This window comes from Kribbella sp. NPDC006257 (genome assembly GCF_040613535.1).
In the GTDB taxonomy this organism is placed as follows: domain Bacteria; phylum Actinomycetota; class Actinomycetes; order Propionibacteriales; family Kribbellaceae; genus Kribbella.
In genome coordinates, this window is record NZ_JBEXSJ010000033.1 from 48882 (window position 1) to 74639 (window position 25758).

The following is a 25758-nucleotide window of genomic DNA, read 5'->3' on the forward strand; positions in this document are numbered from 1 at the left end:
GAGTCACCTCGTTGTCAGCCGGTGGAGGACTTCACCGGCGTTCGGCAACACCAAGGTGTCCGGGTCGTTCTCGTAGTCCGCCACGTCGAAGCCGGCGGGATCGAGATAGTTCAGGTTGGCGGCCCGTACGACGTTCTCCGGGATGCTGGTGGCGAGGGTGACTGTGAGGCGGCAGTGTTCGCCGGCCGACGAGGACCAGGTGCCGGCGCCGCGGAGGTGGGTGGAGTGGGCCAGGACGCCCCAGTGGTGGGATCGGAAGGTGTCCCATTGGCCGAGGAAGTAGTCGCGGCAGTGGTAGCCGATCTGCTCGATCTCGGGGTGCATCGCGGCCAGTTGGGTGACGTGGGGTGCATAGAGGATGACCTCGCCGCCGTCCGCGACGATCGGCTCGACCTTGTAGAAGCCCTTCGCGGCGGTCCAGATGTCCTGGTAGCGCGGCGGCATCAGCGAGACCACCCGGCGTACGGGCTGGTCGAGGTAGCGGACGTGGGTCTGCGCGGAGACTTCGGCCGCTGCCTGCCAGGAGGAGACGGTGTCGCCGAAAGCCACGGCGTGCAAGGCATTCGTTCCGGACTGGGCAACCACCGACAGGGCCAGCTTCTCGGCGTGGATCAGCGCGGCCGCTTCGTTGATCAGCGCGCGCACCGGCGTCACGCCCGGCGTACCGATGATGTCGGCGCTGGTGATCAACGCGCCCAGCCAGTGCGACAGGTCGATCACCTCCTGACCGGCGACGCCCGGGAAGAAGTACTTGTTGCCACCCGAGAACCCGACCACCTCGTGCGGGAACACCGGCCCGACGACCAGCGCGACGTCGTGCTCCACGACCGCGCGATTCAGCCGCACCGGCACACTCTCGTGCAGCAGCCCGCCCGAGATCTCCGCGACCCGCTCGGCGCTGATCGTGCCGAGCTCGACGAAGGTCTCCGGCTTCCACCATTCGTGATTGAGTACGTCGTACGAGCCGCCCAGGTGCGTCGTCAGCTCCGCGGCCGACATCTCCGCATGGGTGCCTAAGGCAACCAAAACGGTCAGTCGGGACACCCGTCCGGTCAGCGCCTGGTGCACCGCCGACAGCAGCAACGGCAGCGGGCAGCTCCGGGTCGCGTCCGGCACGATCACGCAGACGCTTCGGCCGTCGAGCCCGGCGCCGGCCAGCGCATCCCGGACGAACGTCCGCACCTCGTCCTCGGCCAGCACCTGGCCGGCTCCACCCAGCAGAGCGACCGGCCGCGCGTCTGTCGTCGTCATGCTGCCGATCCTAAATGGCAAACGATTGCCGCAGAACCTACAGGCTCCGGATCGCCGCGCTGGGTGAGCGGTCGGTCCGTCGATGCGGCCGGTGGTCGCAGTGCTGAGCCGTTGACCGGGGTCGGCGCCGCACGGCAGCATCAGGCTCGCCTGGGGTGGGCTCGCGGCAGGGGAGGGTCGATGGCCGGTCGGCCGATCGAGGGGTTCGGTGGGGTGCTGGTGCGGCCGGGCGACCCGCAGTACGACGCTTGGCGGGTCGTGTTCAACGCGATGATCGACAAGCGGCCCGGGGTGATCGCGCTCTGCGAGTCGGCCGCGGATGTCGCGGCGGCCGTCCGGTACGGCGTACGCCAAGGGCTCGAGATCGCGATCCGGGGTGCCGGCCACGGCGTCGCCGGCACGGGCGTGAGTGACGGCGGGCTGGTCATCGATCTACGCAGAATGCGGAACGTCCAGCTCGATCCGGACGCACGGCTCGTCCGGGCCGGCGGCGGGGCGACCTGGTCCGATGTCGACGGAGCCTCGTGGCCGTATGCGATGGCGACCACCGGCGGCCGTGTGTCGTCCACCGGTGTTGCCGGGCTGACGCTCGGTGGCGGCTCCGGATGGCTGGAGCGGAAGTACGGCCTGGCCTGCGACAACCTGGTGTCGGTGGAGCTGATCACCGCCGACGGCGAGCTGGTGATCGCCGACGAGACCAAGAACACCGAGCTGTTCTGGGCGCTGCACGGAGGCGGCGGCAACTTCGGCGTCGCCACTGCGCTGACGCTCAGGCTGCATCCGCTGCCCGGAATGACGCTCGCCCGGCTGTTCTGGCCCGCGGACGCCGGTACGACGGTGATCCGCGCCTACCGTGACTTGTTCGAGCAGGGCGCGCCGGATGAGCTCGGCGGCAGCGTGTTCTTCGCCGCCGCCCCTCGCAAGGACTTCGTGCCGGCGTCGTTGCAGGGCCGCCCGGCCGTGGGGGTGACCGCGACCTACACCGGATCCGCTGCCCAGCTGCGCGAGGCGTTGGCGCCGGTGCTCGCGTTGGCTCCGGACGGCATGATGCTCGCCGAGATGCCGTACGCCGAGGTCCAGTCCGCGCTCGATGATCCACCGGGCTTACGGAACTACTGGTCAGCCGAGCATCTCGCGTCGTGGCCCGATGAGGCGATCGATGTGTTCAGCGCGCGGGCCGTCGAGATGCCATCACCGGAGACCTCCCAGCAACTCGTCTGCCCGTGGGGCGGCGCCGTCTCCCGGTACGCCGACAAGTGGCCGCTGCCGCACCGCACTGCGCCCTGGGTGGTCCAGTCGTACGGCGTGTGGTCCTCGCCGGCCGATGATTCGGCCGGGATCGCTTGGGCGAAGAACGTCTGCGCCGACCTGCGGCCGTACTCGACCGGCGCCGTCTACCTCAACTTCATCGGCGACGAGGGCCACGATCGCGTCGTCGCCGGCTACGGCAAGGACAACTACGACCGGCTGGCGCGGGTCAAAGCATCGTTCGATCCGGACAACGTCTTCCGCCTGAATCAGAACATCAGGCCTCGATCACCTTGGATCGCCGCGACCACTGAATGAGGACGACAGCGATGTAGATGACCGCGCCGAGAGGCGCTGTCCAGATGCGGAAGAAAGGCATCCGGCCGGTCACTGCGGTGATCAGGAAGAGTCCGGCGAAGGTGATGAGGCCGGCCGTGGCACCTCGGCGGCGGGACTCCAGTGGGGTGGCCGGCAGTGGGCCTACCTGGCGATCCAGAGCGGCGCCCAATGCGGCGACCATGATCAGACCGGCGAGGCCGAAGACCAATCCGCCGGAGGCGCCGCCGACGATGATGGCGAAGGCGCTGGCTCCCGTGTAGACGCCGATCGCCAGGACGAACAGGACTGCGCCGCTGGCGAGCTGAGCGATCAAGCGGGCCTTGAGGTCGACGCCCTCGGCCGAGCGCACCACGTCGTCGGGCTCGAGGAAGCGACGGATGGTGAAGTACAGGCCGACGAGCGTGATCGCGGCGATCACCACCATGGCTGCGGTGAGCAGGACGGACGTCGCCGGCGAGATGAAACGCCGCACGTCACCCCCGCCGAAGTCGCAGGTTGCGGTCGGTGGCAACCAATGGGTGACCACTGCGACCCCGCCGCTGTCCGGGCGATCGAACCGCAGCGCACAGTCCTCGCTCGCGTCGAACCAGTTCGGCATCAGGAAGCCGAGCACGGTGGTCCACACGGTGAGCGCTAGCAGGCCCACTGTCAGCAACCACCCGGCTCTTTTCTCCATCCAGCAACCCTCTCATCCGTTTCTGCGCGGGTACCCGTGCAGGGTGAGCTCCTGGTTCTTGACTCCCGACGAGCGCGGCAATCCCGCGACTTCCATCGATCGCGGCGGGTCGTGGACCGAGGGGAACTTCGTGCGGCCGTTGGTGCACGGGGCGGTCTACTTTCAGCGCCTGTACGACGAGCTGTGTGGGCTGGAGTCCGGCGATCGGGTGTACTTCACCGACTGGCGTGGTGATGCGGACGAGGCGATGTACGCGGACGGTCCTTCGGTGGGGCGGGTGCTTTGCGACCTGGCGCGCTCGGGCGTCGAAGTACGGGGTCTGCTCTGGCGGTCGCACTCGGATCACCTGTCGTTCAATGCGCAGGAGAACCAGTTGCTCGGGACGGAGTTGAACGAGGCCGGCGCGGAGGTGTTGCTCGATCAGCGGGTACGACGGTTGGCTTCGCATCACCAGAAGCTGTTCGTGATCCGGCATCGGGGCGACGCGTCGAAGGATGTCGCCTTCGTCGGCGGGATCGATCTGAGTCATCAGCGGCGCGACGATGCCCGTCACCTGGGGGATCCGCAGCAGGCGCCGATGGATGCCCGGTACGGCGATCGGACGCCGTGGCACGATGTCGCGCTGGAGCTGCGCGGGCCGGTGGTCGGTGAGCTGCTGCGGACGTTCGTGGAGCGATGGGACGATCCACATCCGCTGGACCGACGTACGCCGTACCGGTTCGCTGTGCAGCGGAAGGCGCGGATGCCGAGACATCCCTCACCGCTACCCGAGGCATTTCCGGATCCGCCGGCAGCAGGGCAGCACGCCGTACAGGTATTGCGGACCTATGGGCACAAGCATCCGGGATTTCCCTTTGCGGTCAAAGGTGAATACAGCATTGCCCGGGCCTATCAGAAAGCGTTCGGCCGGGCGGAGCGATTGATCTACATCGAGGATCAGTACCTGTGGTCGACAGTGGTTGCCGAGGGCATCTGTACGGCGTTGGAGCGGGCCCCCGAATTGCGGGTGATCGCGGTGGTGCCGCGCTATCCGGATTCGGACGGGCGGATCACCGGGCCACCGGCTCGGTACGCGCAGTTGCAGGCGATCAATGCGATGCGGGCGGTGGCGCCTGATCGCGTTGCCGTCTACAACCTCGAGAATGCCGAGGGGGTGCCGATCTATGTGCATGCGAAGGTTTGTGTGGTCGACGACGAGTGGTTCACCTGCGGGTCGGACAACTTCAATCGGCGGTCCTGGACGAACGACAGTGAGCTGACCTGCGCGGTGGTCGGCGAAGGACTCGCGCGGTCTTTGCGGTCCGAGCTGTGGGCTGAGCATCTCGGCGTGGACCCGGTGCTGGATCCGATGGAGGGCTTCGCTCAGTGGGCTGAGAGTGCGGCGGCGTTGGACGGTTGGCATGCTGCTGGCCGGGTAGGTCCACGGCCGACTGGTCAGCTACGGGTCCACCGCCCGGTGCCGGTGCGTGGGCTGACGGCTGTGTGGTCACGGTTCATGAGCGATCACGTCTATGATCCCGACGGTCGTCCACGGGCGATGCGGCGGCGGGGCGAGTTCTGAAGGTCGACAGGCGAGGGGCCGAAGGTGCGGATCGAGCGGGTGGACAGCGAAGCGTTGATGCTCGACTGGCAGTTGGTGCACAACGAGATCATTCCGACCGATCCGTTGTCGCTGGAGGATGTTCGCGAGCGGGTCGGGCGGAATGTGCTGGAGGTCGCGTATGACGGCGACGTGCTGGTTGGCTGCTCGACGGTTCGGCCGCCATCGGCGGAGACTTCGGCGGTGACGGTGATCGCGCGGATCCTCCCGGCGTACCGGCGGCGCGGTTTCGGTGAGGTGCTCTACCGGCGGGGTCTGGATCGGGCTCGGCAGCTTGGTGGGGATTCGGTCGAGACGATCGTCCTGGCGTCGAACGTGGACGGTCTTGCTTTCGCCGCGTCGCATGGGTTCGTCGAGATCGAGCGCTATGTGCTGCCGGGCGACACGATTCCTTTCATCACCTTGCGTCTCGCGGACGGTCTGCCTCGGTGACTTGGCGGGCTTGTTCCTGGAGGTAGGTGGTGGTGGAGCGCGGCTCGATGCCGCGTTGGCGAAGGGGTCCGTCGTCCCAGTCGGCGCCGTGCAGGTCCTGGAGCAGGCCGGCGCCGAACACCGAGGCCAGTGCGTCGTTGGGTCGGCCGAGCAGCCCGACCGCGAGCCGGGCGAGCGGTCTGGGCTCCTGGCTGATCTATCGTTGCCGCGTATCACCCTTGCCGATGACGGCGACCTTGCCCGCGGCCGTGTCCTTGGTCGCCGAGCAGGCGGACGACGCGTCCACCCAGCTCACCGGTGCCGTCGACAACCAACAACATCTCGATCCCCACCCCGTTGTGGACGCTTCAGCTCGATAGTCGTCCTCGCCGGCCGAATTGACCAGGGGTCACAGGCGTTCCTGGTAGCACTGTTCGATGCCGTACGAGGTGAAACCGGCTCGGCGCAGGATGGGTGCCGACGTCCCGGTTCGGCCTTTGACCAGGGCGAGGTCGGCGCCCTTCCGGATGCCCTGGGCGCAGCGTGCCGCCAGCAGCGCGCGGTAGGCGCCGCGACCGCGGGCTTCGGCGAGTACGGCGCCACCCCACAGACGTAGTACGCCGTCTGTCATGGTGAAGCCGGCCGCTCCAACGGGCCGGTTGTGGAGGTAGGCCAGAAAGCGGCCGGTGCCGGGGGAGCCCTTGGCCTTGGCGGCCGTGTCGCTCTCCTGCTGGAGCTGCACCGGAGTGGGCGGCGGCCAGTCGAACACTTCGGCGTCGATCTGACCGGCCAGGTAGAGGAGATCCGGCGTATCTGCCGGACGTACGTCGACCTCGCTCGGCGGATTCACGGCCGCTTCGATCTCCTCGGCGCTGCTGAGTTGCCGCGCGAGGATCTCGACGGTCTCGACCAGCTCGAAGCCGTTGCCGAGGAGCGTGTCGGCCGTGTCGTCCGGCTTGGTGCCTGGCTTCACCCACCAGCGCAGTACCGGATTCGTCCCCCGGGCGCGGTCGCGGACCTCGGCGATGAGCTTGTCCAGCGGGCGCTCGGTCGCGGACCACTGGACGCTGGTCCGGTCGGGATAGATGGTGAGCCGGTAGTCGTCCTCGATGTAGTCCCGCGCGTCCGGTGGAATCCAGGTCCAGTCGTTCGCTGCTTGCAGTACCCGCTGGCGCATCATTGATCCTTGAGTTCGAGACGTTGCCAGGCGTGAAGAGCGATGAACCTGTGCTGCCCAGCCGCCCATTGCGACAACGCATCCGCGATCTGATCCATCGGTACGCCGGTGGTCCGAAAGTGCTCACCTGCTTCGCGATACTCCAGCACCAAGGTGCCGCCGTCGTTCCGAGCCTGTGCGTAGGAATGCCCCTGCCCGACGACGATGAACCCATCGGACTGACGGAGCTCGTTGAGCACAAAGGGAAACCAGAGTGCGGGCATCGCAACCGGCCCGTACTGCGTGGTCACCGTGAGACCTTCGTGCGTCCCGCGTAGAGCACTCCGGTTCGCGTCAAAACAGACCAGCCCGTGCTCCGCCGCCAACTGCGCGGCACCTTCGGACACCTCACCCGCCCGGCTGTAGACCATCGAGAAGTACACGATCGGCCCGGACGCGCTGTCGATCAGCGGGCTGGTCGACCAAGGGCCGCCATCCTCCGGCCACTTCTCCACGAGCGCCTCGACGTACGCCCGGATCGCCGGATGCGCCCGCCGCGGCGACTCCACGAAGTACCGCTCGTACAACTCCTCGAACTCCCCCGCCGCAGCCTTGTCATCACGCGGCAAGTCGCCTTCCCAGACTGCCAGGTCATAGCTCACAGCCCACCCCGTCCCGAGCAGTCTCCTCAATCATGAGCAACACGATAATCCGCAGCTCAGTCAGTCTCCGCTGTGCCGCGCATAGGCGGGTGGACCTGCGGGGTGCGAGAGTTGGTGGATGGTCGGATTTGTCCTTGCTCAGTTGCGGGGACGGGTTCGCCGGTCGGTGGCTCTGCTGATTGCTGTGCTGGCGGCGACGAGTGGGTTCGTGGTGTTGAGTGGTGCTGCCGAGACGTCCCAGCTGAGGACCACCGGGACGGTCGACGCCAACTACCGCGCGGCGTACGACGTACTGGTTCGGCCGAAGGATGCTCGGTCGGGGCTCGAGCAGCAACACAACCTGGTCCGGCCGAACTACCTCTCGGGATTGTTCGGCGGGATCACGATGGCGCAGCTCGATCAGATCCGTGCCGTTCGCGACGTCGACGTGGCCGCGCCGATCGCGATGCTCGGCTACTCCTACGCGACGGTCGACCAACTCGTCGACCTCACCGATCAGGTCGATCCGTTCGCGACCCAGCAGGTCTTCCGGCTGACCCCGTCCTGGATCGCGGACCGCGGTCTCACGGTCATCGACGATGCGCCGAAGTACGTCTACCTCAGCCGCAACCCGTTGTATCGCGAGAAGATCGTCGTCGGCGTGCAGCCGCCCGGCCCGATCTACGCCGACGGCACCGTGTTGAAGAAGCCGCCGTTCGCCAACTGCGACTACTCCGTCCTCGAGGTCGCCCCGGGCCGTCGCCGGACCCCGATCTGCGGCAACGCGCTGACGTCGGGTGCCAACGGAACGACGAAGCTCGAACGGACCGAATTGATGGTCTGGCAGCGGTACGCCGACGGCCGGTACTCCGACGCGCTCCAGCTGCCCCGGACGACCGTCGGCCGGCTGGTCGTGCGGGTGACCTGGAACGTGCTGATGTTGTCCGCGGCGATCGACCCGGCCGCCGAGGCCAAGCTGGTCGGGCTGGACCAGGCGACGGTCGCCGGGCGGTATCTGTCGGCGACCGACGATCCGGTCGTCCGCGGCGAGTCGCACTCCAAGGACGGTTACGACGATCGCTACTTGGCCGTCCCCGCGATGATCGCCGATCAGTCGTATCTGGACGAGCAGGTCCAGATAGCGGTTCAGCGGCTGCCCTCTGCGGCACCGGCGGTTCTCGGCCGCGAGTACGAAGAGGTAGTGCCGGCCCTTGCCCGAATAGCCGGTACGCCGGTGGGCAAGCCGCTCCGATCGAGTGCCGCGCCGGATCTGGCTCGTACGTCCGCCAACCTGGCTCTGCTCTACCAACCCGGCTCGCCGTCGTACCAGGTGGACTCGTCCGGGCGGCTGACACCGGAGGTGCTGCCACCACGGCCGGACACCTGGGAGCAGGGAGAGGGTTCGTACCGGCTGCCGCCTGTGTTCGTCTTCGACAAGGCGTTCAGGCCGCTGCGGCCGGGACGGACACACTCCTACGGCGCCGGGACGCTGCCGATCGCCGAGTCGGTCGGGCGGTTCGACGCGAATCGCTTGCGCGGCTTCTCCCCGCTGGCGAAGGTCCCACTGGAGACTTATCAGGCGCCCGGGCTCGACGGCGCGGATGCCCGGTCACGCGGGATCCTCGGCAACCGGCCGCTGCTGCCGACGAGCAACCCGGCCGGCTATCTGTCCAGCCCACCGCTGATCCTGACGAACCTCGCCGCGGTGGCCAGGCTCCCGCTCGAGAATGTCGCCGAGCCGATCAGTGCCATCCGGGTCCGGGTGGCGGGCGTGACCGGAATGGACGCAATCAGCCAGGAGCGGGTGCGCGCGGTGGCGGCCGACATCGCCGGCCGGACCGGGCTGGACGTCGACATCACGATCGGCTCGTCACCGTCCCCGCAGGAGCTGATGTTGCCGGCCGGGAAGTTCGGGCGGCCGGAGCTCGCGCTGACCGAGCTGTGGTCCCGCAAAGGGGTTGCCGTCACGATCCTGGCCGCTGCGGATCGGAAGAGCTTGCTGCTGTCGGTGCTGATTCTGGCGGAGTGCGCGGTCTTCCTCGGCAACGCCGTGGCCGCCTCGGTTCGCGATCGGCGGCGCGAACTCGCAGTACTGGCTTGTCTCGGGTGGCCGCCGGGGCGCCTAGCTGTTGGGTTGCTTGGTGAGGTGGCGTTGGTCGGGTTGGCGGGCGGACTGCTGGCTGCCTTCATGTCCACGCCGCTCGCGGAACTAGCTGGGTTGTCAGTTCCTTTGTGGAGAGCCGTGTTGGCGGTTCCGATCGGGCTTGGGCTTGCATTGCTTGCTGCGGCTATTCCTACGCTGTCGGCGATACGCGCGACTCCGGCCGAAGCCGTAGTACCGGCTGTTCGGTCCGTACGCCGTAGTCGGCACCACCGGACGCTGTTCGGTACTGCGATGTCCAATCTCGCCAGAGTGCCCATGCGTGCTCTACTCGCGATGCTGGCTTTGACTGTTGGCGTCGCGGCTGTGACTCTTCTGGCCGCGGTGCTTGTCGTGTATCGCAACCAGGTCGTCGGCTCACTGCTGGGTGATGCAGTGACTCTTCAAGTTAGGCCGGTTGACCTGGCGGCGACTGCTGCGACCGTGCTGCTTGGGGTGGTTGCTGTCGCTGATGTGCTCTACCTGAACGTCCGGGAGCGTGCAGGGGAGATCGCTGCTTTGTGGGCAGCCGGTTGGACCGACAGCGCGTTGCTGCGGTTGGTTGTCTACGAAGGCCTAGGGATTGGTGTTGGCGGTGCCTTCACCGGGGCAGCGCTTGGGATGGTTGGTGTTGCGCTGTTCGTTGGTGCTGTCAGTACTGCGCTCGTCGTGGTTGCTGTGATCTCTGCAGTCGCTGGAACTCTCCTGGCTGGGCTGTGTTCCGTAGTACCCGCCCTGATGCTGCGACGCCTGCCGCTCGCCGCTCTGCTGGCTGAGGAGTGAGCTTGATGTCTGGTGGTTCTGTCGTGGTGGTCGAGGAGCTGGTCAAGTCCTTTGGATCAGGTGCTGGTCAACTGGTTGCGGTTGACAAGGTGTCGGCGCGGATAGAGCCCGGTACTGCGGTTGCGTTGACCGGAGCGAGCGGTTCGGGCAAATCCACGCTGTTGCATCTGATCGGGGCGATCGAGCGCGCCGACAGCGGTTCGGTGCTGGTCGACAAGGTCGAGGTCACGAAGCTCGGCCGACGCGCGCTGGCGGAGTACAGGCGCTCCGTCGGGTTCGTCTTCCAGCGGTATCACCTGCTGCCCGCGCTGACAGCCGAGGACAACGTCGCCGCGCCGCTGCTCCCCTTCCGGGTGGACTTCGACAAGCGACAGCGCGCCCGCGAACTGCTTGACATCGTCGGCATCGGCGACCGCCACACCGCCCTGCCGTCCCAACTGTCCGGCGGTCAGCAGCAACGAGTAGCGATCGCTCGAGCCCTGATCGCCTCACCCCGCCTCCTGCTGGCCGACGAACCCACCGGCAACCTCGACTCGGCCCGCACCACCGAAATCATCGACCTCCTCCTCACCCTCCGCGACACCCACGGCATGACCATCCTCATAGCCACCCATGAACAAGACGTAGCCACCCGCTGCAACCAATCCATCCACCTCCAAGACGGACGGATTGTGTGAGTAGAGGTCAGGAAGTGGCCGCTATGGTCTTTAAGCTCGGGGTATGACTACGAACGAGCAGGGGCTTTCGGGTGAGCGGGCTGACATTCTTGCGCTACTTGGGAAGCGGCGGGACTTCTTGCGGCATACGGCGCAGGGGCTTACTGATGAGCAGGCGAACACTCGCAGTACGGTGAGTGCGTTGACGGTCGGTGGGCTGATCAAGCACGTCACGGCGGTCGAGTTGAACTGGGCTGATTTCGCGCAGACCGGGGGGAGCAAGTCGGACGGGCCTACGGAGTTCACGCCGGAGATGATCGTGGCGTGGGAGAACCAGTTCCGGCTGGTCGAGGGTGAGACGCTGGCCGGCGTACTGGCTGACTACGAGAAGGTCGCGGCGGCTACAGATGAGCTCGTCCGCACACTCGACCTCGACGCCAGGTACGAGTTGCCGGCGGCGCCCTGGCAGCCGCCGGGTGTGTTCTGGTCGGTGCGTCAGGTCTTCCTCCACCTCGCGGCCGAAACCGCCCAGCACGCCGGTCACGCCGACATCATCCGCGAAGCCATCGACGGCCAGAAAACCATGGGCTGAGCGCGGTTTCCAGTACGACGTACGCTCGGCGGTGGACCGAGCGTACGGAGGGGCCCATGTACTCGCCAACCGCAGAAGCCATCGCGCACGCCTTTGATCTTGGGCAACCGCGACGCGACCTTGCACTGGTGAGACGTGGTGACACCGACGCGTGGCGACTCGACACCGAGCAGGGCAGCTACCTCGTCAAGGGCTATTGGCCAACGACCGGTGGACAGTTCGCGGACGGCGGGCTGATCGATCAGCTCGACGTCGCGATGGCCTTCGAACGTCGCGCACTTGAAGCCGGCATCGACATGGGTGAGCCAATCGCGCCCGTGGATCCCTTACTGGGTTGGGTTGTCAGCCTCAACGCCCGGCTGTTCCGAGTGTATCGATGGGTGGAGCACCGGGAGCTTCGGCCAGAAGACGATGTCGCCGATTGGCTCGGGCAGACGATGGCGCGAGTGCATCAGTTGCAGCCGTTGAATCGGGTTGGCTTGCCGGAGTGGTGGCGGGCCGCCGTGTGGGCGGGGGAGAGCTGGGACGAATGGATCGCGGAGGCGTACCGGCGTACGAAGTACTGGTCTGGAAGTGCCGTTGAGACTTTGCCGCGGATTCTCGAGCTGTCGGCGCGGATCGCGAAGGTCGGTGAAGTTGCCTCGGACAACGTTATGACGCATGGCGACTTCAAGACCCACAACGTGCTGAAGACAGAGACGGGGCAGGTGCTGGTCGATTGGGACAGCGTGCGGGTCGACAGTGCGGCGCTCGAAGCTGGGCGAGCCGCGTACATCTTCGGGGCCGGCGAAGAGGAGTCGATCCGACGAATTCTGGGCGCCTACAAGGACGCGGGCGGTGATATCGGTTGGGTCGGCGACGATCTGTTCCTCAGCGTGGCAAGGCGCGATCTGCAAGGGCTGTTCGAGTGGGTCCAGGTGTCGCTCGGCCGGATGGCGGCTCCTCGGTGGATGGAGGACAGTGAGGCTGTCGAACGAAGCATCGGGGAACTGTTGGTCGAACTTCCCGGCAAGCTGGATCGTCTGACCGCACTGGCGAGGAAATTCTGAGGACGTGCCGGGCTTGGGCGGGCTAGCGTGCGAAGGCGGGTCTAGCTGAGGAGAGGTCGACGTGAGGGAGTACGCGATCAGGGCTTTGCGGGACGGCGATCCGGGGGTGATGTCGGCGGCGTTCGACGAGATCGGGTGGGACAAGCCGGTTTCGCAGTACGAGAAGTACCTTTCGCAGCAGCGTGAAGGGGTGCGGAGCGTGCTGGTGGCGACGGTCGACGACGAGTTCGCCGGGTATGTCACGGTGAACTGGACCTCGCCGTACGAGCCGTTCGACGGGATGCCGGAGGTGCAGGATTTCAACGTGCTGCCGAAGTTCCGGCGGCGGGGGATCGGCTCCGGTCTGATGGATGCCGCCGAGGCTCTCGTTGCCGAGCGGTCGGATGTTGTCGGACTCGGCGTCGGTCTGTACGCCGACTACGGCACGGCTCAGCGGATGTACGTACGCCGGGGCTACATCCCCGACGGCCGCGGCATCCTCTACAACCTCCAGCAGGTTCCACCCGGCGAGATGGTTCGCGTCGACGATGACGCCGTCGTCATGTTCACCAAATCGCTGCGACCATGACCAGGTACCTCTACCTCGCGCGGCACGGCGAAGCGCGACCGGACCAGAGCGGCCTGACCGCGAACGGCCGACGCCAAGCCGAACTCCTCGGCCAACGACTCCAGAGCGTCCAGTTCGCTGCTGTCCATCACAGCCCTCTGCCGCGAGCCGTCGAGACCGCCCAACTGCTCGGTCTCAACGTGCCGCTCCAGAGCTCGGACCTGGCTGGCGACTACATCCCGTACCTGCCGTCCGCGGCAGAACTTCCAGCCGACTCGGCCGACGAATTACTCAACTTCCTTGCCCAGTTCACGCCTGATGAGATCGCTACGGGCGCCGAGCTCGGCCCCCAAGCCATCGAGCGCTTCACCGGCCCGACGGACGAGGACAGGCGCGAGTTGGTCATCACCCACAACTTCCTGATCGCCTGGCTCGTCCGCCACGCCCTGGACGCACCCCCGTGGCGCTGGCTGACTCTCAACCACTGCAACGCCGCCCTGACAGTCCTCCGCTACACCCCCAACCGCCCCGCCACCGTCGCCTTCTTCAACGACATGACCCACCTACCCCCCAACCTGCAATGGACGGGTTTCCCACCAGAACTTCGCCTCTGAACCTGCTCAGTCGTCCTGTTCGGGGTCGTACATGAACTTGCGGACGTCCTGGGCGCAGCGGCAGGCGGCGGCGGTTTTCGCGGCCCATTCGAGGGCTTCCGCGCGGGTGGGGACGTTGACGATCATGACGCCGCCGATGAGTTCCTTGCTCTCCGGGTAGGGCCCGTCGGTGATGGTCCCGTCCGTGTCGACGACCGCGTGCTCAACGTCACCGTTGTCGTACATCAACCCGCCGGCGAACACGAACACTCCCGCGTCCATCGCCTCCTGACACACCGCATGCGCGGCCTTCCCCACCTCCGGAAAGTCCTCCTCGGCGATGTGATCCATCGCCCCCTTCTCGAACGAGATCAGATACTTCGGCATCTCACCACTCCTAACTCCAGCGACCCACCGGCCGCCTCTCACCCTGTACTACGAACAGCCGCTCGCGCATCCGACAGTCTCGCCGCACAAACTTTAGAAGCGGCAGCGACCTGCTCCCCGAGGCGGTCACCGGACGGCTGTAGCAGACTGGCTTCATGAGTGAGGGATCGAGTGTCGCTCGAACGGATTCAGGGCCTGCCTGGGTGGCTTCGATGGGTGGTCCGCTGATCGTCGTACCGGTGTCTGCTCTAGATCATTGGGGAGGCGGTACGCAAGAAGGGATCATGACCGGCGGAACCGGTCCGGCTGACGATTACGATCGAGCCTGCGCGGTGACCGGGTGGGCCGGTGTCATCAGCGTCGGATCGTCCGCCGCGCTCGTGTTGGGAGATGAACCCGCCAGCACCTGCTACCTGGCCGGCGAGCGGACCTTCGTGCGTTGGCTCGCTGCCGACTCCGACGCCGAAGTGTTTGGTGCCGCCGAGGTCATGCTGAACGACCCCCGCACTGAATGGGAGCTCTGCGGGGTTTGGGAGACCGATGGCGCGGCCGTCCTGATGGACTCGGCCGAGGCGGGAACGGATCTTGGCGTGGAGTACCCAGGAGGTGGAACCCCAGAACAGGCTCCGATTGATGTCCCGGCAGGGAGTTGGAGCGTGCTCGCGGCAGCCAGAACCGATGAATTCCCGTGGATTTGCCTAGTCCGCCTCGTCCAGACCACGCCGCAGTCCTTCGGGTGAACGCCAACCGAGGGGAAGTCACGCTGTTGGCGTCGGCGGACTACATGCCCTGCCCGGTGGCAAGTCCAGGGTGAGCGTGTGGTCGAGCTTGGCGCCGGACTCCTGATCGAGATCGGCACCAGCCAGGGCCTCCTCGGCGATCGCGAGAGCGGTCGTCGCCGGAGCCGGGTCACCCTGATCGATCGCTGGACACAGGCGATGCTGGGCGAGGTGCCCGAGTTGCGAAGCCGGCGTCGGGGCATCGGCAACGGACGGGCGGAACCATCGCAGGCTCTTGGCCAGTCGTCGAAGTACCGCTTCGGTAGGGTCGGTCTGGCGGCGGAAGATGCTCGCCCGCCAACCCTAGATACCAGGCAATAGGCTGTTGCGATGGGGAGTCACGAGCTAGTTGCCGCGGATCGTGCGCGGCAGTTGATCGGTGTAGCTCTGCAGCCGGTTGTCGCGGACTTCGAGCATGTTCGGGGCCTGCGCTGGGCCAAGCCTTTGTCGCCTGGGATCCGAGCTGTCGTCGACGTCCGGTCACTCAAAGGTGCGCAGTTCGACATCACGTACGGCGTGTGCTGCGACTGGGTGCCGCATCGGCAGGGCGACACGTATCGCTGGCATCGGACGCTGAAGCAGACCCGGCTGGACCTGTGGGTCGATCACTTCACGGTGGACGCCGAACCGCGCCAGTGGATATCAACCCTTGACGGCGAGCGGAAGCTTCAACGCCAGGCTGCGAAGGCCGTGCGGCAAGTCGCCAAGCAGGCGGTCGCCTGGTGGGCCACCGTCGGATCCGAGACCGGTGTCTTGTCAGAGGCGTATCGACAAGCGTCCAACGCCTTCGAGCTTCATGAACCGGCGGCTCGTTTCGTGGCCGCCTTCACCCAGGCCCGGCTGGGCGACCTCCCCGCAGCACAACGCGAGCTCGCACTCGGCAACTATCGCTCCAGCGATCTCAACCAGAGGCTCGCAGAACTCTCTGCCACGCACCCGACTTGATGCGCGGGCGGCTCGAAAAATGACGAGCGCTGGGGGCGTGGGAGATGCCAGGATGCTGGGATGGTTGCGCGGGCGTTGAGTTTTGGGGCAGTGGCGGAGACGTACGAGCGGTTCCGGCCCGGGTATCCGGTGGAGCTGCTCGAGTTGGTGACGGCGTACGCCGGTGAGCCGATCCGGACCGCTCTCGAATTCGGGGCCGGGACGGGCAAGGCGACGCGGGTGTTCGCGCAGGGAGGCATCGCGGTCACGGCGACCGAGCCGGATGCGGCCATGCTGGCGGAGATGCGCAAACACATGCCCTCGAACGTCACCACCCTTCAAGCCACGTTCGAGGAGCTGCCGCTCGATACGTCGTACGACCTGGTGTATTCAGCTGCGGCGCTGCACTGGACCAAGCCTGAAGGCCGCTGGGCCCGCATGGCCGAACTCGTCCGGCCGGGTGGTGTCTTCGCGTCGTTCGCGTCACCGATCCAGCTGGCCGACCCCGCCCTCAAGGAAGCCGCCCGCGCAGCACGTGCGCCGTACCTGGAGGACGACGGCGTCCCGTCGCCCGACGGCACACCAGCTGATAGTCCGATGCAATGGCCCGGCACCGAGCTGCAGCAGTCCGAGTGGTTCACCGATGTCCAACAGAAGATCATCGACCGGCGCCTGACAATCAGCGCCAACGACTACATCGGACACCTCTCAACTCTCTCGGCCTACGTAATGCTCCAGCCCACCACCCGAGACCAGGTCTTCCGCCAAATCCTCCGGGTCCTCCCCGAAACCGTAGAACTCAACACCCAGGTAGACGTCCACCTCACCCGCCGCCAGAACTAGCAAGACGCCCGATGCGAACGCTGGGCGGCTTTCCCGCGACTAGCTAGGCGGCCGGCGGCTCGGAGAAGGGAGCACGATCCTCCTCCGAGCCGTACGGCGGATGTCACGGGGTCGGGTCGGAGTATCTCCCTCCGAAGATGTCGCTGTTGCCGAACGTCGCGGGGCAGGTGCCGAGAACGTTCGGTGCCGGCAAGGGGCTCGCGGTGTACAGCGACGCCCGATAGGCATTGATCGACGAGCACACCGCCGCGTCGCGGGTGTCGTTCCAGACCGCGACCGCCGAGTCGTTCGTCGCCGCGGCGTACACGTAGTCGCCGAGGAATTCCGCCGTCAGGCCGTTCTGACTACTGCCCCGCGGGTCCCCGACCGGGCTCCGCTCAAGCGTCGACCAGCCGGTCGGTACGCCGGCCGCCACGTCGGCATGACGCACCTCGCCGATCAGGCCGCGCGGACTCGTGGTGTCGTTGCGGTACGGCGTCGTGAACGAGTTGTGCACGACGTACAGGTCCGTACCGTCGGGGGAAACCGCCGGTGCGGTGTAGATCGGCCTGTCGCCAGGGGCAAGCGGTACCGCCCCCGGTGACGACCATGTCTGACCACCGTTGCGCGACCAGGTCAGCATCAGTTGCTCATGGTTCAGGCCGAGCCGGCCGTCGGACCAGGTCATGAAGATCTCGTTGGTCGCACCGGCACCGGTCGGACGGCCGTTCGCGATGTCGACGTTCGGACCGCCGGCCAGGTCGGCTCGGGCGCCTGCCACGCCGTCCATCACGGGACGGCCGAGAACAGGGTCGAAGACGCCTGGTTCGACGACGGGTGCCACCAGCGACGGTCCGGTCCAATGGGCTCCACCATCGGTCGAGCGATACATCATCTCGTACCTGATCCCGCGCCGGGTGCCGACGCCGAAGACGTACGCGTTGCCGGTGCTGTCCGTTCGCACGACGCAGCCGTCGGGTTGTGCGTTGATGCCGTTGCTCGTCGCCGGGCCGACCTGTGAGGTGATCCAGCTACTGCCGCCGTCGGCCGACCGGGCGACAGTAAGCGGTACCGGGAGTGCTTGCCCGTGGCTGTTGCTGCGGAACGATGACCAGCAGACGTAGACGCGGCCGAAGAACCGACTGCTCGCTGCGTTGTCGGCCCAGATCTGCTCCTTGTCGGAGAAGGTGGTGGACGATTGCTTCGAGATGATCGTCGGGGCGGTCCATGCCGAGGCGTCCCCGGTTGCCGCGGCGCGGGCGTCGTCGGTGCGCGATACCGCGATCGCTTCGACGCCGCGGAAGGTCTCCAGTCGCCGGTTGGCGGAGAAGTTCGACGTCAGGTTCGCGTAGTACAGCCGCGAGCCGTTCGCCCAGGAGAAGGTGCCGCCGGGGCCTGGTCGCGGCCCGAACGCCACCGCCGGGTCACCGTCGGACACCAGCCCTGCTTCGTAGTAGTGCGGCAGCGTCCCGATCGGACCCACTTGTGGGACGCAGGCTGCCGGGCCAAGACAGTGACGGGCACTCCAGCCGGTGTACGTCGGCTGGGTCCACGAGCCGCCGCCGTCGAAGGAGAAGTACACCCCGGACACCCCGACACCGTCGGTGAACGGGCAGGTGCTGGGGTCACCGGCCGCGCAGGACTCTTCGTCGATCTCGTCGTTCGACCCCGCCACCACAACGGCCGGGTCGTGCGCGTCGATGGCGACGGCGGGCTCGTTCTGCTTGTTCTGCGAGAACGACGTCGTGGGGCTGCCGATCGACACCCGCGTATCCGCAGGTGAAGCGGACGCAGCGACGGCGGCTCCGGCGAAGGCGGCCGCGACAGCGGCGACGGAAGCGATGGCACGGCGTGGTGCGCCCATGATCTCTCCCCTGGACGACCATCGGTCCGGGACCGTTTCCCGGCCCGTCTGGACGCTTCGACACTGCACCTCCACCCCTCACCACGCAACACCTCGAACACCCTGGTGACATGCCGCGACGAGGCAACAACAGCCTGCGCCTGGTCGGCGGTGTGCTTGTCAGATGCCTGGCGCTAAAGAGTGTTGCCGTCTTGAGACCCGTTGAGGATCGAGCGGGATCTACGAAACGTGGGCGTCACCTCGGAAGGTGACGCCCACGTTGGTTGTACCGGCTGCTACTCCGGGAAAGGAGCGCCAGTCTTCGAGTGGCAGCGGTAGCCGTTGGGGTTTTTGTGGAGGTACTGCTGGTGGTAGCGATACCGCCGAGGCGATAGAAGCCGTCCGGCGGCCGGGTGCACATCGTGCTCGGCGGGATCACCCGGCGGTAGGCGGCGATCACATCCACTAGTGCAAAAACAGCCTCTCGATAGGCTCGGTTAGGACTTCCCTGGGTCTCTCGACGTTCCACCTCGCCGCCACGCGGCAGCCGCCTCACGCCGCACTCCTTCCGAGGCACGCGTCGTAACCGAGGCCCCTGACGGCGTTTGCTCAGTCGCTCCGGATCAGAGCGTCTCCAACCACGTCTTGGCGAGCTTGCGCGCGAACTCGCGTCCCTCGTGGATGGGCATCGCCCTTGACGGTTTCCCTCTCGGCCGGTGGCGGGCATGGCGGGCGCCCTCGCCGCTCACGGCCGGGTCGTTCGCCGATGCAAAGAACGCGTCGAGGTCGTCTGCCGTCACCCACCCGGTAGCAACTAGGGCTGGGTTGCTGCCGCCGGCAGCGGCGGCGCGGACGATCTCGAAGACCTTCCACAGATCGTCCCAGCTGAGGTCATCCTCGGCCCTGCCGAGGTAGCTGAGCATGTCACGCACGTCCGGATTTGTGGGGGCGAGTTCTACCCAGCGCTGCGCGGGTGACGGCGGCGGCTGTACGACGACGCCGCCGATGCTGATTGTCGGGGTTCCGATCGTTGACCGCATCATGATGCTGTCAACGGAGAGAACCACCTCGGTTGCTTCGCCGCCGTCGGGAAGTGGCCGGTTGAATCGCCCGGTGGCGCGAATCGGCTTGTACCCGGAGTTGAGCGCGCGTGCAGCGCCGTTGATGTGCAGGACGTGGTCCTGTGCGACCTCCAACAGCTCGACCCCACCGCCCTTGGCGGCTACAGCGTCGAGCGCCGGCGAGGTGAGGTAGTAACCGTTCGAGTCCTTCAACACGCGTACATCTCCGCCGTTAAAGATTCGGCCGACGGTCTCCAGATCGAAACCGTCACCGTCCAAGCGAGCCTTGACCGTCATCTGTACAGGATCGCACCCCGGTGAATCCAGATTGAACATGCTTTCAGCGCCGGGAAGCGGTGCGCCCCGGTATGGCAGTCGCTCTATGCTCCGCGCATGGATGAAGCTGAAGCCGCCGGCGCGGTTAACCGTCTTGATGCCAATGATCGTCTGTCATTGCAGATCGGACGTGCTGCGCGGGCTCATGTGGAGCTCGATGAGTTGCTGCGAGGAGTGCACCACATGCTTGTTGGTCCAGGGTTGGGCGTCTATCTGACGGGGGCGATATCCAGTACCCACCGGCTTATCCAGGACTGCCGCGAGATGCTGAAGCATGCTGGCCTTGCTCCAGAGTTGCATGAGGCCACAGGCGCCGCGTTGATGGCGGCTGCAGCAGCCAACGAAGAGCGGAACCGAGTCGTTCATGACATGTGGATGCGCGTCGATTTCGGCTCGCCGCGATCGGAGGCTGAGCCTACGTGGCTCTCTTTCCGGTCCGTCAAGGGAGCACTGGGCGCCGTACCAACTCCCCGCGACGTGACTTATGTGGATGACGTGCTCGACAGGCTCCAGCGCGCACAGGCCAGGATCTTTGCTCTGCGCTCAGCACTATGGGAGGTACTCCCCTTCTTCAAGGGGTCGGCATTGGCTACTGGGTTCTCGGATTTGGGAAAAAGGGAGGGCCGTCTCGACCAGTGGATCCTGATCATGAGCGATAGCTTCGACCTCACCCCAGACGGCGGGATCAGGGCTCATTCAGCGACCGAGCCGTGAAATGCAGGCCCCTCGTTGTCAGCCTCCAGCCTTAAACGGCTGGGGGTTGACGACGTGCATCTCAGGCTATGCGCTAAGAGCTTCCAAGCGATCGATGACGGCTCTTCCAAACGCCGATGCCGCCTCCGTCTCTGCCTGGTACCGGCCGACGGGGATGCGCACGGGCTCTCCGGTTCGAATCCCGATCTGCCATCTGACGGTGAAGTCCTGCGGATCGAGCGAGCGCCCCTGGACCTCCAGGACCCTGCAATCTGTGACCTCGGCGATCGGAATGAGGCGTGCGTCGATCGTGGGACTAGGCTCGGTCCTGCGCGAGCCGTCCAACTCCCAGTCCGAGATCGTATTGGTCACGTCCACCGCGACAAGTCCGACCTTGATTAGAGCAACATACCGCCAGGACGTGAGCGGACCTTCGCCTTCGCCTTCGCTACCCGCGACCTTGGCGGACACGGCATGCTGAACTTCGCTGTCGCCGATGAGCGCGGCTACGACCCGCAGTACGACCACAGGCGGCTCCAACAGTTCCCCCGGCCCTCGCACCGACCTCACAACATCCCGGAACCTATCAAGGCTGATATCCATCAGCTCCCCCTTGCTTGTTCGCTCGGTCGCCGAACGTCTTCGCCGCGACGATGAGAGCCATACTGACAGTGGTTCGCGCGATTCGCAGGCGTGGCGGGTGGTTGTTGGGCCTGCACCAGAGCGCGCCATATCCCAGTCAGTGCCCGGCGTGTACCTTCATCAATGGTCGTATCGGGCGAGGACGGGCTAGAGCCGGTCCGCTGGGAACGGGACACCGGTTTTGCTGTGGCGCCTGTAGCCGTTCGGTCCTTCGCAGGCGACAGATACTGCTGGTGGTAGCAATACCGTTCAGGCGATAGAACGGGGCTGTCCACGCAGGTCGGCGATGCGGCCGGCCTTCGGGTCCGCTTAGTGGTCGGGTCGGGCAAGATGTAGCCATGGAAGATCCCCGCTACCTCTATTCAGAGGTCGTTCCGAGAGCGAGTTCTGACCCCAGCCTCGGACACATCCCGCCCAGGCTAATCCGCGCGGCGCAGCGCTACGGCGAACTAGTCCAGACGTTCGATGCGATGACCAAGCAAGTGAAGAAGGTGCCCGTAGTAACTGCCCGGCTCGCCGACCTTAGTCACGCCAACCCGCCGGTGGCCGTCGACCTCGAAGGTGTATTGACGTGGACGAACGCCAACGAACTGCGATTGTTGGTTAGCGAGATACTCCATCACCTCCGTGTAACCGCCGACCACCTCATCTACAACGTCGCTTGGCTCGACAGTGGGTCAGAACAGCAGCGAACGCAGTTTCCGGTGTTCAAGAATGCCCCAGACTTCCAGTCGAAGGGGCTTCGTATGCTGCCCGGGGTCAACGCCATCCATCGAGAGTGGATTGAGGCGGTACAACCTTTCAATGGAGTTGCTTGGACTCAGGATCTCGCATACCTCAGCAACAACGACAAGCACAACTATCTACTCGAGGTGGTGCCAACCCTGCGCTACCGCATTGACCTGCACGCCGGGGTCCCATCTCGGGATGACCTCGATCTAGTCTCGTTGCCAGTGGACAACCTGGAGACGCACGTGCGCCTCATCCGCCGAGACGGAGGAGCCTACGAGCTGCTGGACAAGCAACTGGGTGCGATCATGGGTGGGCTTGCCGAGCTGCTCAACCGGTTCCTCCGCGAGGCCGGGATCTCGGAGGTCGAGGTCGGCACGGGGAGCCGTTAGCCCACCGGTGGGAGAGCACACCTCACGAGCCGTGTTGCGTCCGAAGCTCGTCATCGTTGAGCGTCAACCAGACGTACAGGGAGGAGCTGAACTGCCGGGCGATGTCACCGGTAGGGCTGAATGCCCAGAGGCGGGCTACGAAGCGAATGTAGCGCTGGACGGTTGCGGTAATCCGGGAGTTGATCTCCTCGAGCCCGGCTTCGTGGGTGTCATGGTCGAGAGCTGCGATCTGCTGAAGGAGCGCTTGATCGTCTGCGCGAGCCGACGTTTCGATCGCTTCCCAAGCGATTCTTGGTGAGTCCTCGGGATTGAGCGTTCTGCCGGCCACGACGTCCAGGTCGTAGTAGCGACCACCCGAAGAGAAGGTTGAGCATGCGTGGATCAGGGTTTTGAGCGTTGGGTCATTGGCCGCGAAGTCTAGATCCTCGCCCAGAACGCGGAATTCGCTTGAATTGCTAGCCTGCTGAGCCTTCGATAAGACATCCTCGGAAAGGCGGTTCAGCCCATGCTGGTATCCACGGACCGAAGGAAACTCGCCGTGCTCTCGATGGTGTTGAAACATGACAGTGAGCTTCAAGAGACGCTCAATACCCTGCGAGATCAGTTGCAGGGTGACGTACGGATCGACCTCGACGGAACCGCGCTTGTTGATGGAGCCGATGCCGCGCCCGAGAAGCTGCTTCACTGCGTCGGTCTCTCGAACGATCGCCATCCGCTGCTGAACATCGGTATTGGGTTCGCTCATGATGTGAATCGTAGGTGGGTCGCGTCACTGATGCGCTCGCTATGCCCGCGCCCCACCGTTGACATCTTGAAAGCGCCAGGACTGACCGAGTAGTCCTAGCGCTCGTCGGGCTCAGCGGTCAGGGGGGAACGGTACTCCAGTGTTGCTGTGGCATCTGTAGCCGTTTGGGTTCTTCGAGGGGGACAAGTACTGCTGGTGGTAGCAGTACCGTCTAGGCGATAGAAGCAAGGTAATGGACAACCACCGGGGCGACCCGGCGTGAGATCACGTGCCTTGCTGCGATACCTGTGCAACACTCCAGAAAGGTTCACAGCTCGCGCACTCCGGCGACACGTGACCGGAGGGGGTGCGCGTGTCTGCGAATGGTGGTCGCCCGCGAGTCTATGCAGATAGCTGGCGGCTTGTGCTGGGGATCTTTGTAGCTGTAGTCGCCGGAGGCGGCGGCGCGATTGCTGCATGGCCTGATGCGTGGCCGTGGCTGGTGGGAATCACTGCCGTGCTCGCCGGCGCAGGACCTGTGCTCGTTTCGGCTGTGACGACACGTATGCAGGAACGAGCGGCCACCGCAAGGACCATCCGGCTGACCGTTCAAGGATCGACCGACCGTGGCGGGCTGCCGCTCGTGGGAGAGTCTGAGGACCTAACGGCGCGCGTACATCGTGCTGTCATATCGCTGCCCTACGTTCGTCGAGACATTGAACGTGAGATACGAGAGCATCTGGAGGATGGGAAGCCAGTCCTTCTAGTCGGACCTTCAATGGTCGGCAAGACCAAGATTGCGGCGACGCTGATTGCTGAAATGTTCTCGGACAAGCGAATTGTCATTCCGGAGACCAAGAACATGCTTTCTATGCTTGATTCCGCCGATGTAGCGATGGAGAGGATGGTGATCTTCCTCGATGATATTGACCGCCTGATTGGGGCCGGTGGAATCAGTGATGGAGCGCTCCGGCGTCTTGTTTCTAAGGGAAATCACGTCATCGCCACTATTCGCGCAGCCGAGTATGACCGCTATCGGCCGGCGGATCAACTGCGCAGTCCTGAGTGGGACACGCTCAGTGCGTTCGAACGCGTGTTCCTCCGTCGTGATTTGACTGAGAGTGAACTGGAGCGTTTGAGCTTAGCGGTGGCCGACCCTGAAATCCGTAGCCGAGTCACCCAGGTTGGAATCGGAGAATATGTTGGCGCAGCGATGCATATCGCTGAAACTCTGCGGCTAGGCCCGTCGGTTAATCCAGTGGGGTACGCATTAGTGGTTGGCGCGGCGGACTGGCATCGAGCCGGGATGGACCCTCCAGTGCCCGCCACGGCTCTATCTGACTTGGCCGCGCAACACCTATCCGCAAAGGATCGGGTTGTGCTGGCCGACGATGACATATTTGATGCGGGCCTAAAGTGGGCAACCCGTGATATCAATCCAAAGGTGTCGCTGATCCAGCGAGAACTGCAGGATTCATTTGTTGTATTCGAGTACGCGCTGGACATACTTACCGTCGAGCAGAATCCAATACCAGATGCGAACTGGTCCTACCTTATAGAACGGGCAAAGCCTGCCGAACTCATTCGCATCGGCTTTACCGCGCGCGTCACATATCATCGGGCCGACGTCGCCGAACGCGCCTGGCGCCTCGCTGTGGAGTCATCGAACCCGGATGCATTTCCTCGAGCGGCTATCAATCTGGGGGCGTTGCTCCGTGCTAGCGGTGACTTAGAGGGGGCGCTGGCGATGTACCAAAGGGCCATCGAGTCTGGACATGCCGACGCCGCCCCAATGGCATCCATTAATCTTGGAACACTGCTCCTTCGAGACAAAGGGGACGTGGGTGGGGCCCGGGCGGCGTATCAGTTAGCGATCAATTCTGGGCATGTAGATGCAGCGCCGCGTGGTGCCTTCAATCTCGGGGTGCTGCTTAGCGAGATTGGCGAGGTTAGGGGGGCGCGGGTGGCGTACCAATTCGCCATCGACTCTGGGCATTTCGATGTCAGTACCGACGCGGCGGCGAACCTTAAAGTGTTGGAAAGCAGACGCACTAATCAGAGATCAGCCGGACATTCGTGTCATAAATGTCACGCATACCTTCGGTGGTGCCATGATTGTGCAGGATATGGTAAGTCGGGAGTATTGATCGGTGAATGTAGCGCGTGTGGTGGTACAGGATTGGTTTGCTCGGAGCACGGAAGGCATTGGACTCGAGCCACCACGCGTTGAAGTTGTGGTAGGCGATACCTCGACCGCGACAGAATCAGCTTCCGAGCTATGGGAAATGGTGTCCTGCTCGGTCTGGCGCGCGGTCTGAAGTACAGAGGTTCGGTGCACCTGGGATCCCGCACGTTCTGCCCGCTGGCTGTCACCGCGTGCATGCCGGCGCTGTGACCTGCCATGGCCGCTGCTAACGACGAGGCACGCCATGCAGCGTCGGTGATCCGAGCGCAGTCGGACATGTCCAATATCAGACTTCGCTGGTACGGCGGTCAGCTCGACATCTCCCAAAAGCGGGCGATGGTCAAGGAGGCTCTACATGCAGTAGTGATCCATCCGGTCGGTCCTAGGGGACGCGGTCGAGCACCGTTCAATCCCGACCTACTGGAATTGGTGTGGCGAGCATAGACACTCGCGAGCGCCCAGCACTGCAACTTCAGGCCAGAGGTGGGCGGATCTGGCATGTTGAAACTCCCACGCCGCGCTCGACTGTCTAGAGTCCGATCATGGTTCCTAGCGATGC

25 protein-coding genes are annotated in these 25758 nt (G+C 65.1%); 16 read left to right on the plus strand and 9 right to left on the minus strand.

Annotated elements, in window-relative coordinates; genetic code table 11:
• Positions 1-3: 3 nt before the first annotated feature.
• Complete coding sequence (locus ABZ004_RS31175; RefSeq protein ID WP_355684662.1) at positions 4-1251, minus strand: lactate racemase domain-containing protein; 1248 nt, start codon at positions 1249-1251, stop codon at positions 4-6.
• 180 nt (positions 1252-1431) lie between these two features.
• Here ABZ004_RS31175 and ABZ004_RS31180 point away from each other — a divergent pair, with 180 nt between their 5' ends.
• Positions 1432-2817, plus strand: a complete 1386-nt coding sequence (locus ABZ004_RS31180; protein ID WP_355684663.1) for an FAD-binding oxidoreductase — start codon at positions 1432-1434, stop codon at positions 2815-2817.
• On the opposite strand, the gene ABZ004_RS31185 is transcribed toward ABZ004_RS31180, so the two are convergent.
• Complete coding sequence (locus tag ABZ004_RS31185) at positions 2777-3514, minus strand: hypothetical protein (protein WP_355684664.1); 738 nt, start codon at positions 3512-3514, stop codon at positions 2777-2779. The two genes, ABZ004_RS31180 and ABZ004_RS31185, sit on opposite strands and share 41 nt — an antisense overlap.
• A 43-nt stretch (positions 3515-3557) precedes the next feature.
• Here ABZ004_RS31185 and ABZ004_RS31190 point away from each other — a divergent pair, with 43 nt between their 5' ends.
• On the plus strand, positions 3558-5075 hold the full coding sequence (locus ABZ004_RS31190; protein ID WP_355684665.1) for a phospholipase D-like domain-containing protein: 1518 nt from the start codon (positions 3558-3560) through the stop codon (positions 5073-5075).
• Positions 5076-5099: 24 nt separating this feature from the next.
• Positions 5100-5546, plus strand: a complete 447-nt coding sequence (locus ABZ004_RS31195) for a GNAT family N-acetyltransferase (RefSeq protein ID WP_355684666.1) — start codon at positions 5100-5102, stop codon at positions 5544-5546.
• Between the two features lie 388 nt (positions 5547-5934).
• Here ABZ004_RS31195 and ABZ004_RS31200 read toward each other — a convergent pair whose 3' ends face one another.
• Complete coding sequence (locus tag ABZ004_RS31200) at positions 5935-6702, minus strand: GNAT family N-acetyltransferase (protein ID WP_355684667.1); 768 nt, start codon at positions 6700-6702, stop codon at positions 5935-5937.
• Entirely contained in the window at positions 6702-7343 is a 642-nt protein-coding gene (locus ABZ004_RS31205; RefSeq protein ID WP_355684668.1) for a hypothetical protein, read from the minus strand. Before ABZ004_RS31205 ends, ABZ004_RS31200 begins: the two co-directional genes overlap by 1 nt.
• Before the next feature lie 118 nt (positions 7344-7461).
• On the opposite strand from ABZ004_RS31205, the gene ABZ004_RS31210 reads away from it, so the two are divergent.
• The 6 genes from ABZ004_RS31210 (at position 7462) to ABZ004_RS31235 (ending at position 13703) form a co-directional block, all read left to right on the plus strand.
• The gene (locus tag ABZ004_RS31210) at positions 7462-10245 is read left to right on the plus strand and encodes an FtsX-like permease family protein (protein ID WP_355684669.1); all 2784 of its coding nucleotides are present in this window, start codon (positions 7462-7464) and stop codon (positions 10243-10245) included.
• A 5-nt stretch (positions 10246-10250) separates the two neighbouring features.
• The gene (locus ABZ004_RS31215; RefSeq protein ID WP_355684670.1) at positions 10251-10922 is read left to right on the plus strand and encodes an ABC transporter ATP-binding protein; all 672 of its coding nucleotides are present in this window, start codon (positions 10251-10253) and stop codon (positions 10920-10922) included.
• 43 nt (positions 10923-10965) lie between these two features.
• Complete coding sequence (locus tag ABZ004_RS31220) at positions 10966-11493, plus strand: DinB family protein (protein WP_355684671.1); 528 nt, start codon at positions 10966-10968, stop codon at positions 11491-11493.
• 128 nt (positions 11494-11621) lie between these two features.
• Entirely contained in the window at positions 11622-12542 is a 921-nt protein-coding gene (locus tag ABZ004_RS31225) for a phosphotransferase (RefSeq protein ID WP_355684672.1), read from the plus strand.
• Between the two features lie 61 nt (positions 12543-12603).
• Positions 12604-13110, plus strand: coding sequence for a GNAT family N-acetyltransferase (locus ABZ004_RS31230; RefSeq protein ID WP_355684673.1), 507 nt, complete (start codon positions 12604-12606; stop codon positions 13108-13110).
• Positions 13107-13703, plus strand: coding sequence for a histidine phosphatase family protein (locus tag ABZ004_RS31235; protein WP_355684674.1), 597 nt, complete (start codon positions 13107-13109; stop codon positions 13701-13703). Before ABZ004_RS31230 ends, ABZ004_RS31235 begins: the two co-directional genes overlap by 4 nt.
• 6 nt (positions 13704-13709) lie before the next feature.
• Here the strand turns inward: ABZ004_RS31235 and ABZ004_RS31240 are convergent, their stop codons facing one another.
• Positions 13710-14069: a YciI family protein gene (locus ABZ004_RS31240; protein ID WP_355684675.1), complete on the minus strand. Its 360-nt coding sequence runs from the start codon at positions 14067-14069 to the stop codon at positions 13710-13712.
• Between the two features lie 212 nt (positions 14070-14281).
• Between ABZ004_RS31240 and ABZ004_RS31245 the strand changes: the two genes are divergently transcribed.
• The 4 genes from ABZ004_RS31245 to ABZ004_RS31260 all read left to right on the plus strand — a co-directional run bounded on the left by ABZ004_RS31245 (position 14282) and on the right by ABZ004_RS31260 (position 16615).
• Positions 14282-14809 carry an Imm21 family immunity protein gene (locus tag ABZ004_RS31245; protein WP_355684676.1) on the plus strand — a complete coding sequence of 176 codons (528 nt, stop codon included), beginning with the start codon at positions 14282-14284 and terminating at the stop codon, positions 14807-14809.
• Positions 14810-14887: 78 nt separating this feature from the next.
• Entirely contained in the window at positions 14888-15169 is a 282-nt protein-coding gene (locus ABZ004_RS31250) for a hypothetical protein (RefSeq protein WP_355684677.1), read from the plus strand.
• A gap of 9 nt (positions 15170-15178) precedes the next feature.
• Complete coding sequence (locus ABZ004_RS31255) at positions 15179-15793, plus strand: hypothetical protein (protein WP_355684678.1); 615 nt, start codon at positions 15179-15181, stop codon at positions 15791-15793.
• Positions 15794-15853: 60 nt separating this feature from the next.
• The gene (locus ABZ004_RS31260) at positions 15854-16615 is read left to right on the plus strand and encodes a class I SAM-dependent methyltransferase (protein WP_355684679.1); all 762 of its coding nucleotides are present in this window, start codon (positions 15854-15856) and stop codon (positions 16613-16615) included.
• A gap of 103 nt (positions 16616-16718) precedes the next feature.
• Here the strand turns inward: ABZ004_RS31260 and ABZ004_RS31265 are convergent, their stop codons facing one another.
• Both ABZ004_RS31265 and ABZ004_RS31270 read right to left on the minus strand, forming a co-directional pair.
• Positions 16719-18458 carry a sialidase family protein gene (locus ABZ004_RS31265; protein WP_355684680.1) on the minus strand — a complete coding sequence of 580 codons (1740 nt, stop codon included), beginning with the start codon at positions 18456-18458 and terminating at the stop codon, positions 16719-16721.
• Between the two features lie 602 nt (positions 18459-19060).
• The gene (locus tag ABZ004_RS31270; RefSeq protein WP_355684681.1) at positions 19061-19795 is read right to left on the minus strand and encodes a hypothetical protein; all 735 of its coding nucleotides are present in this window, start codon (positions 19793-19795) and stop codon (positions 19061-19063) included.
• A gap of 96 nt (positions 19796-19891) precedes the next feature.
• Here ABZ004_RS31270 and ABZ004_RS31275 point away from each other — a divergent pair, with 96 nt between their 5' ends.
• Complete coding sequence (locus ABZ004_RS31275) at positions 19892-20548, plus strand: hypothetical protein (protein ID WP_355684682.1); 657 nt, start codon at positions 19892-19894, stop codon at positions 20546-20548.
• Positions 20549-20614: 66 nt separating this feature from the next.
• Here ABZ004_RS31275 and ABZ004_RS31280 read toward each other — a convergent pair whose 3' ends face one another.
• Complete coding sequence (locus ABZ004_RS31280; RefSeq protein ID WP_355684683.1) at positions 20615-21130, minus strand: hypothetical protein; 516 nt, start codon at positions 21128-21130, stop codon at positions 20615-20617.
• A 377-nt stretch (positions 21131-21507) separates the two neighbouring features.
• Here ABZ004_RS31280 and ABZ004_RS31285 point away from each other — a divergent pair, with 377 nt between their 5' ends.
• Positions 21508-22290 (plus strand): hypothetical protein, encoded by a 783-nt coding sequence (locus ABZ004_RS31285; RefSeq protein WP_355684684.1) that lies wholly within the window; start codon positions 21508-21510, stop codon positions 22288-22290.
• A gap of 22 nt (positions 22291-22312) precedes the next feature.
• Here the strand turns inward: ABZ004_RS31285 and ABZ004_RS31290 are convergent, their stop codons facing one another.
• Complete coding sequence (locus tag ABZ004_RS31290) at positions 22313-23035, minus strand: hypothetical protein (RefSeq protein WP_355684685.1); 723 nt, start codon at positions 23033-23035, stop codon at positions 22313-22315.
• Between the two features lie 757 nt (positions 23036-23792).
• Here ABZ004_RS31290 and ABZ004_RS31295 point away from each other — a divergent pair.
• Positions 23793-25244, plus strand: coding sequence for a tetratricopeptide repeat protein (locus ABZ004_RS31295; protein WP_355684686.1), 1452 nt, complete (start codon positions 23793-23795; stop codon positions 25242-25244).
• Positions 25245-25758: the final 514 nt, after the last annotated feature.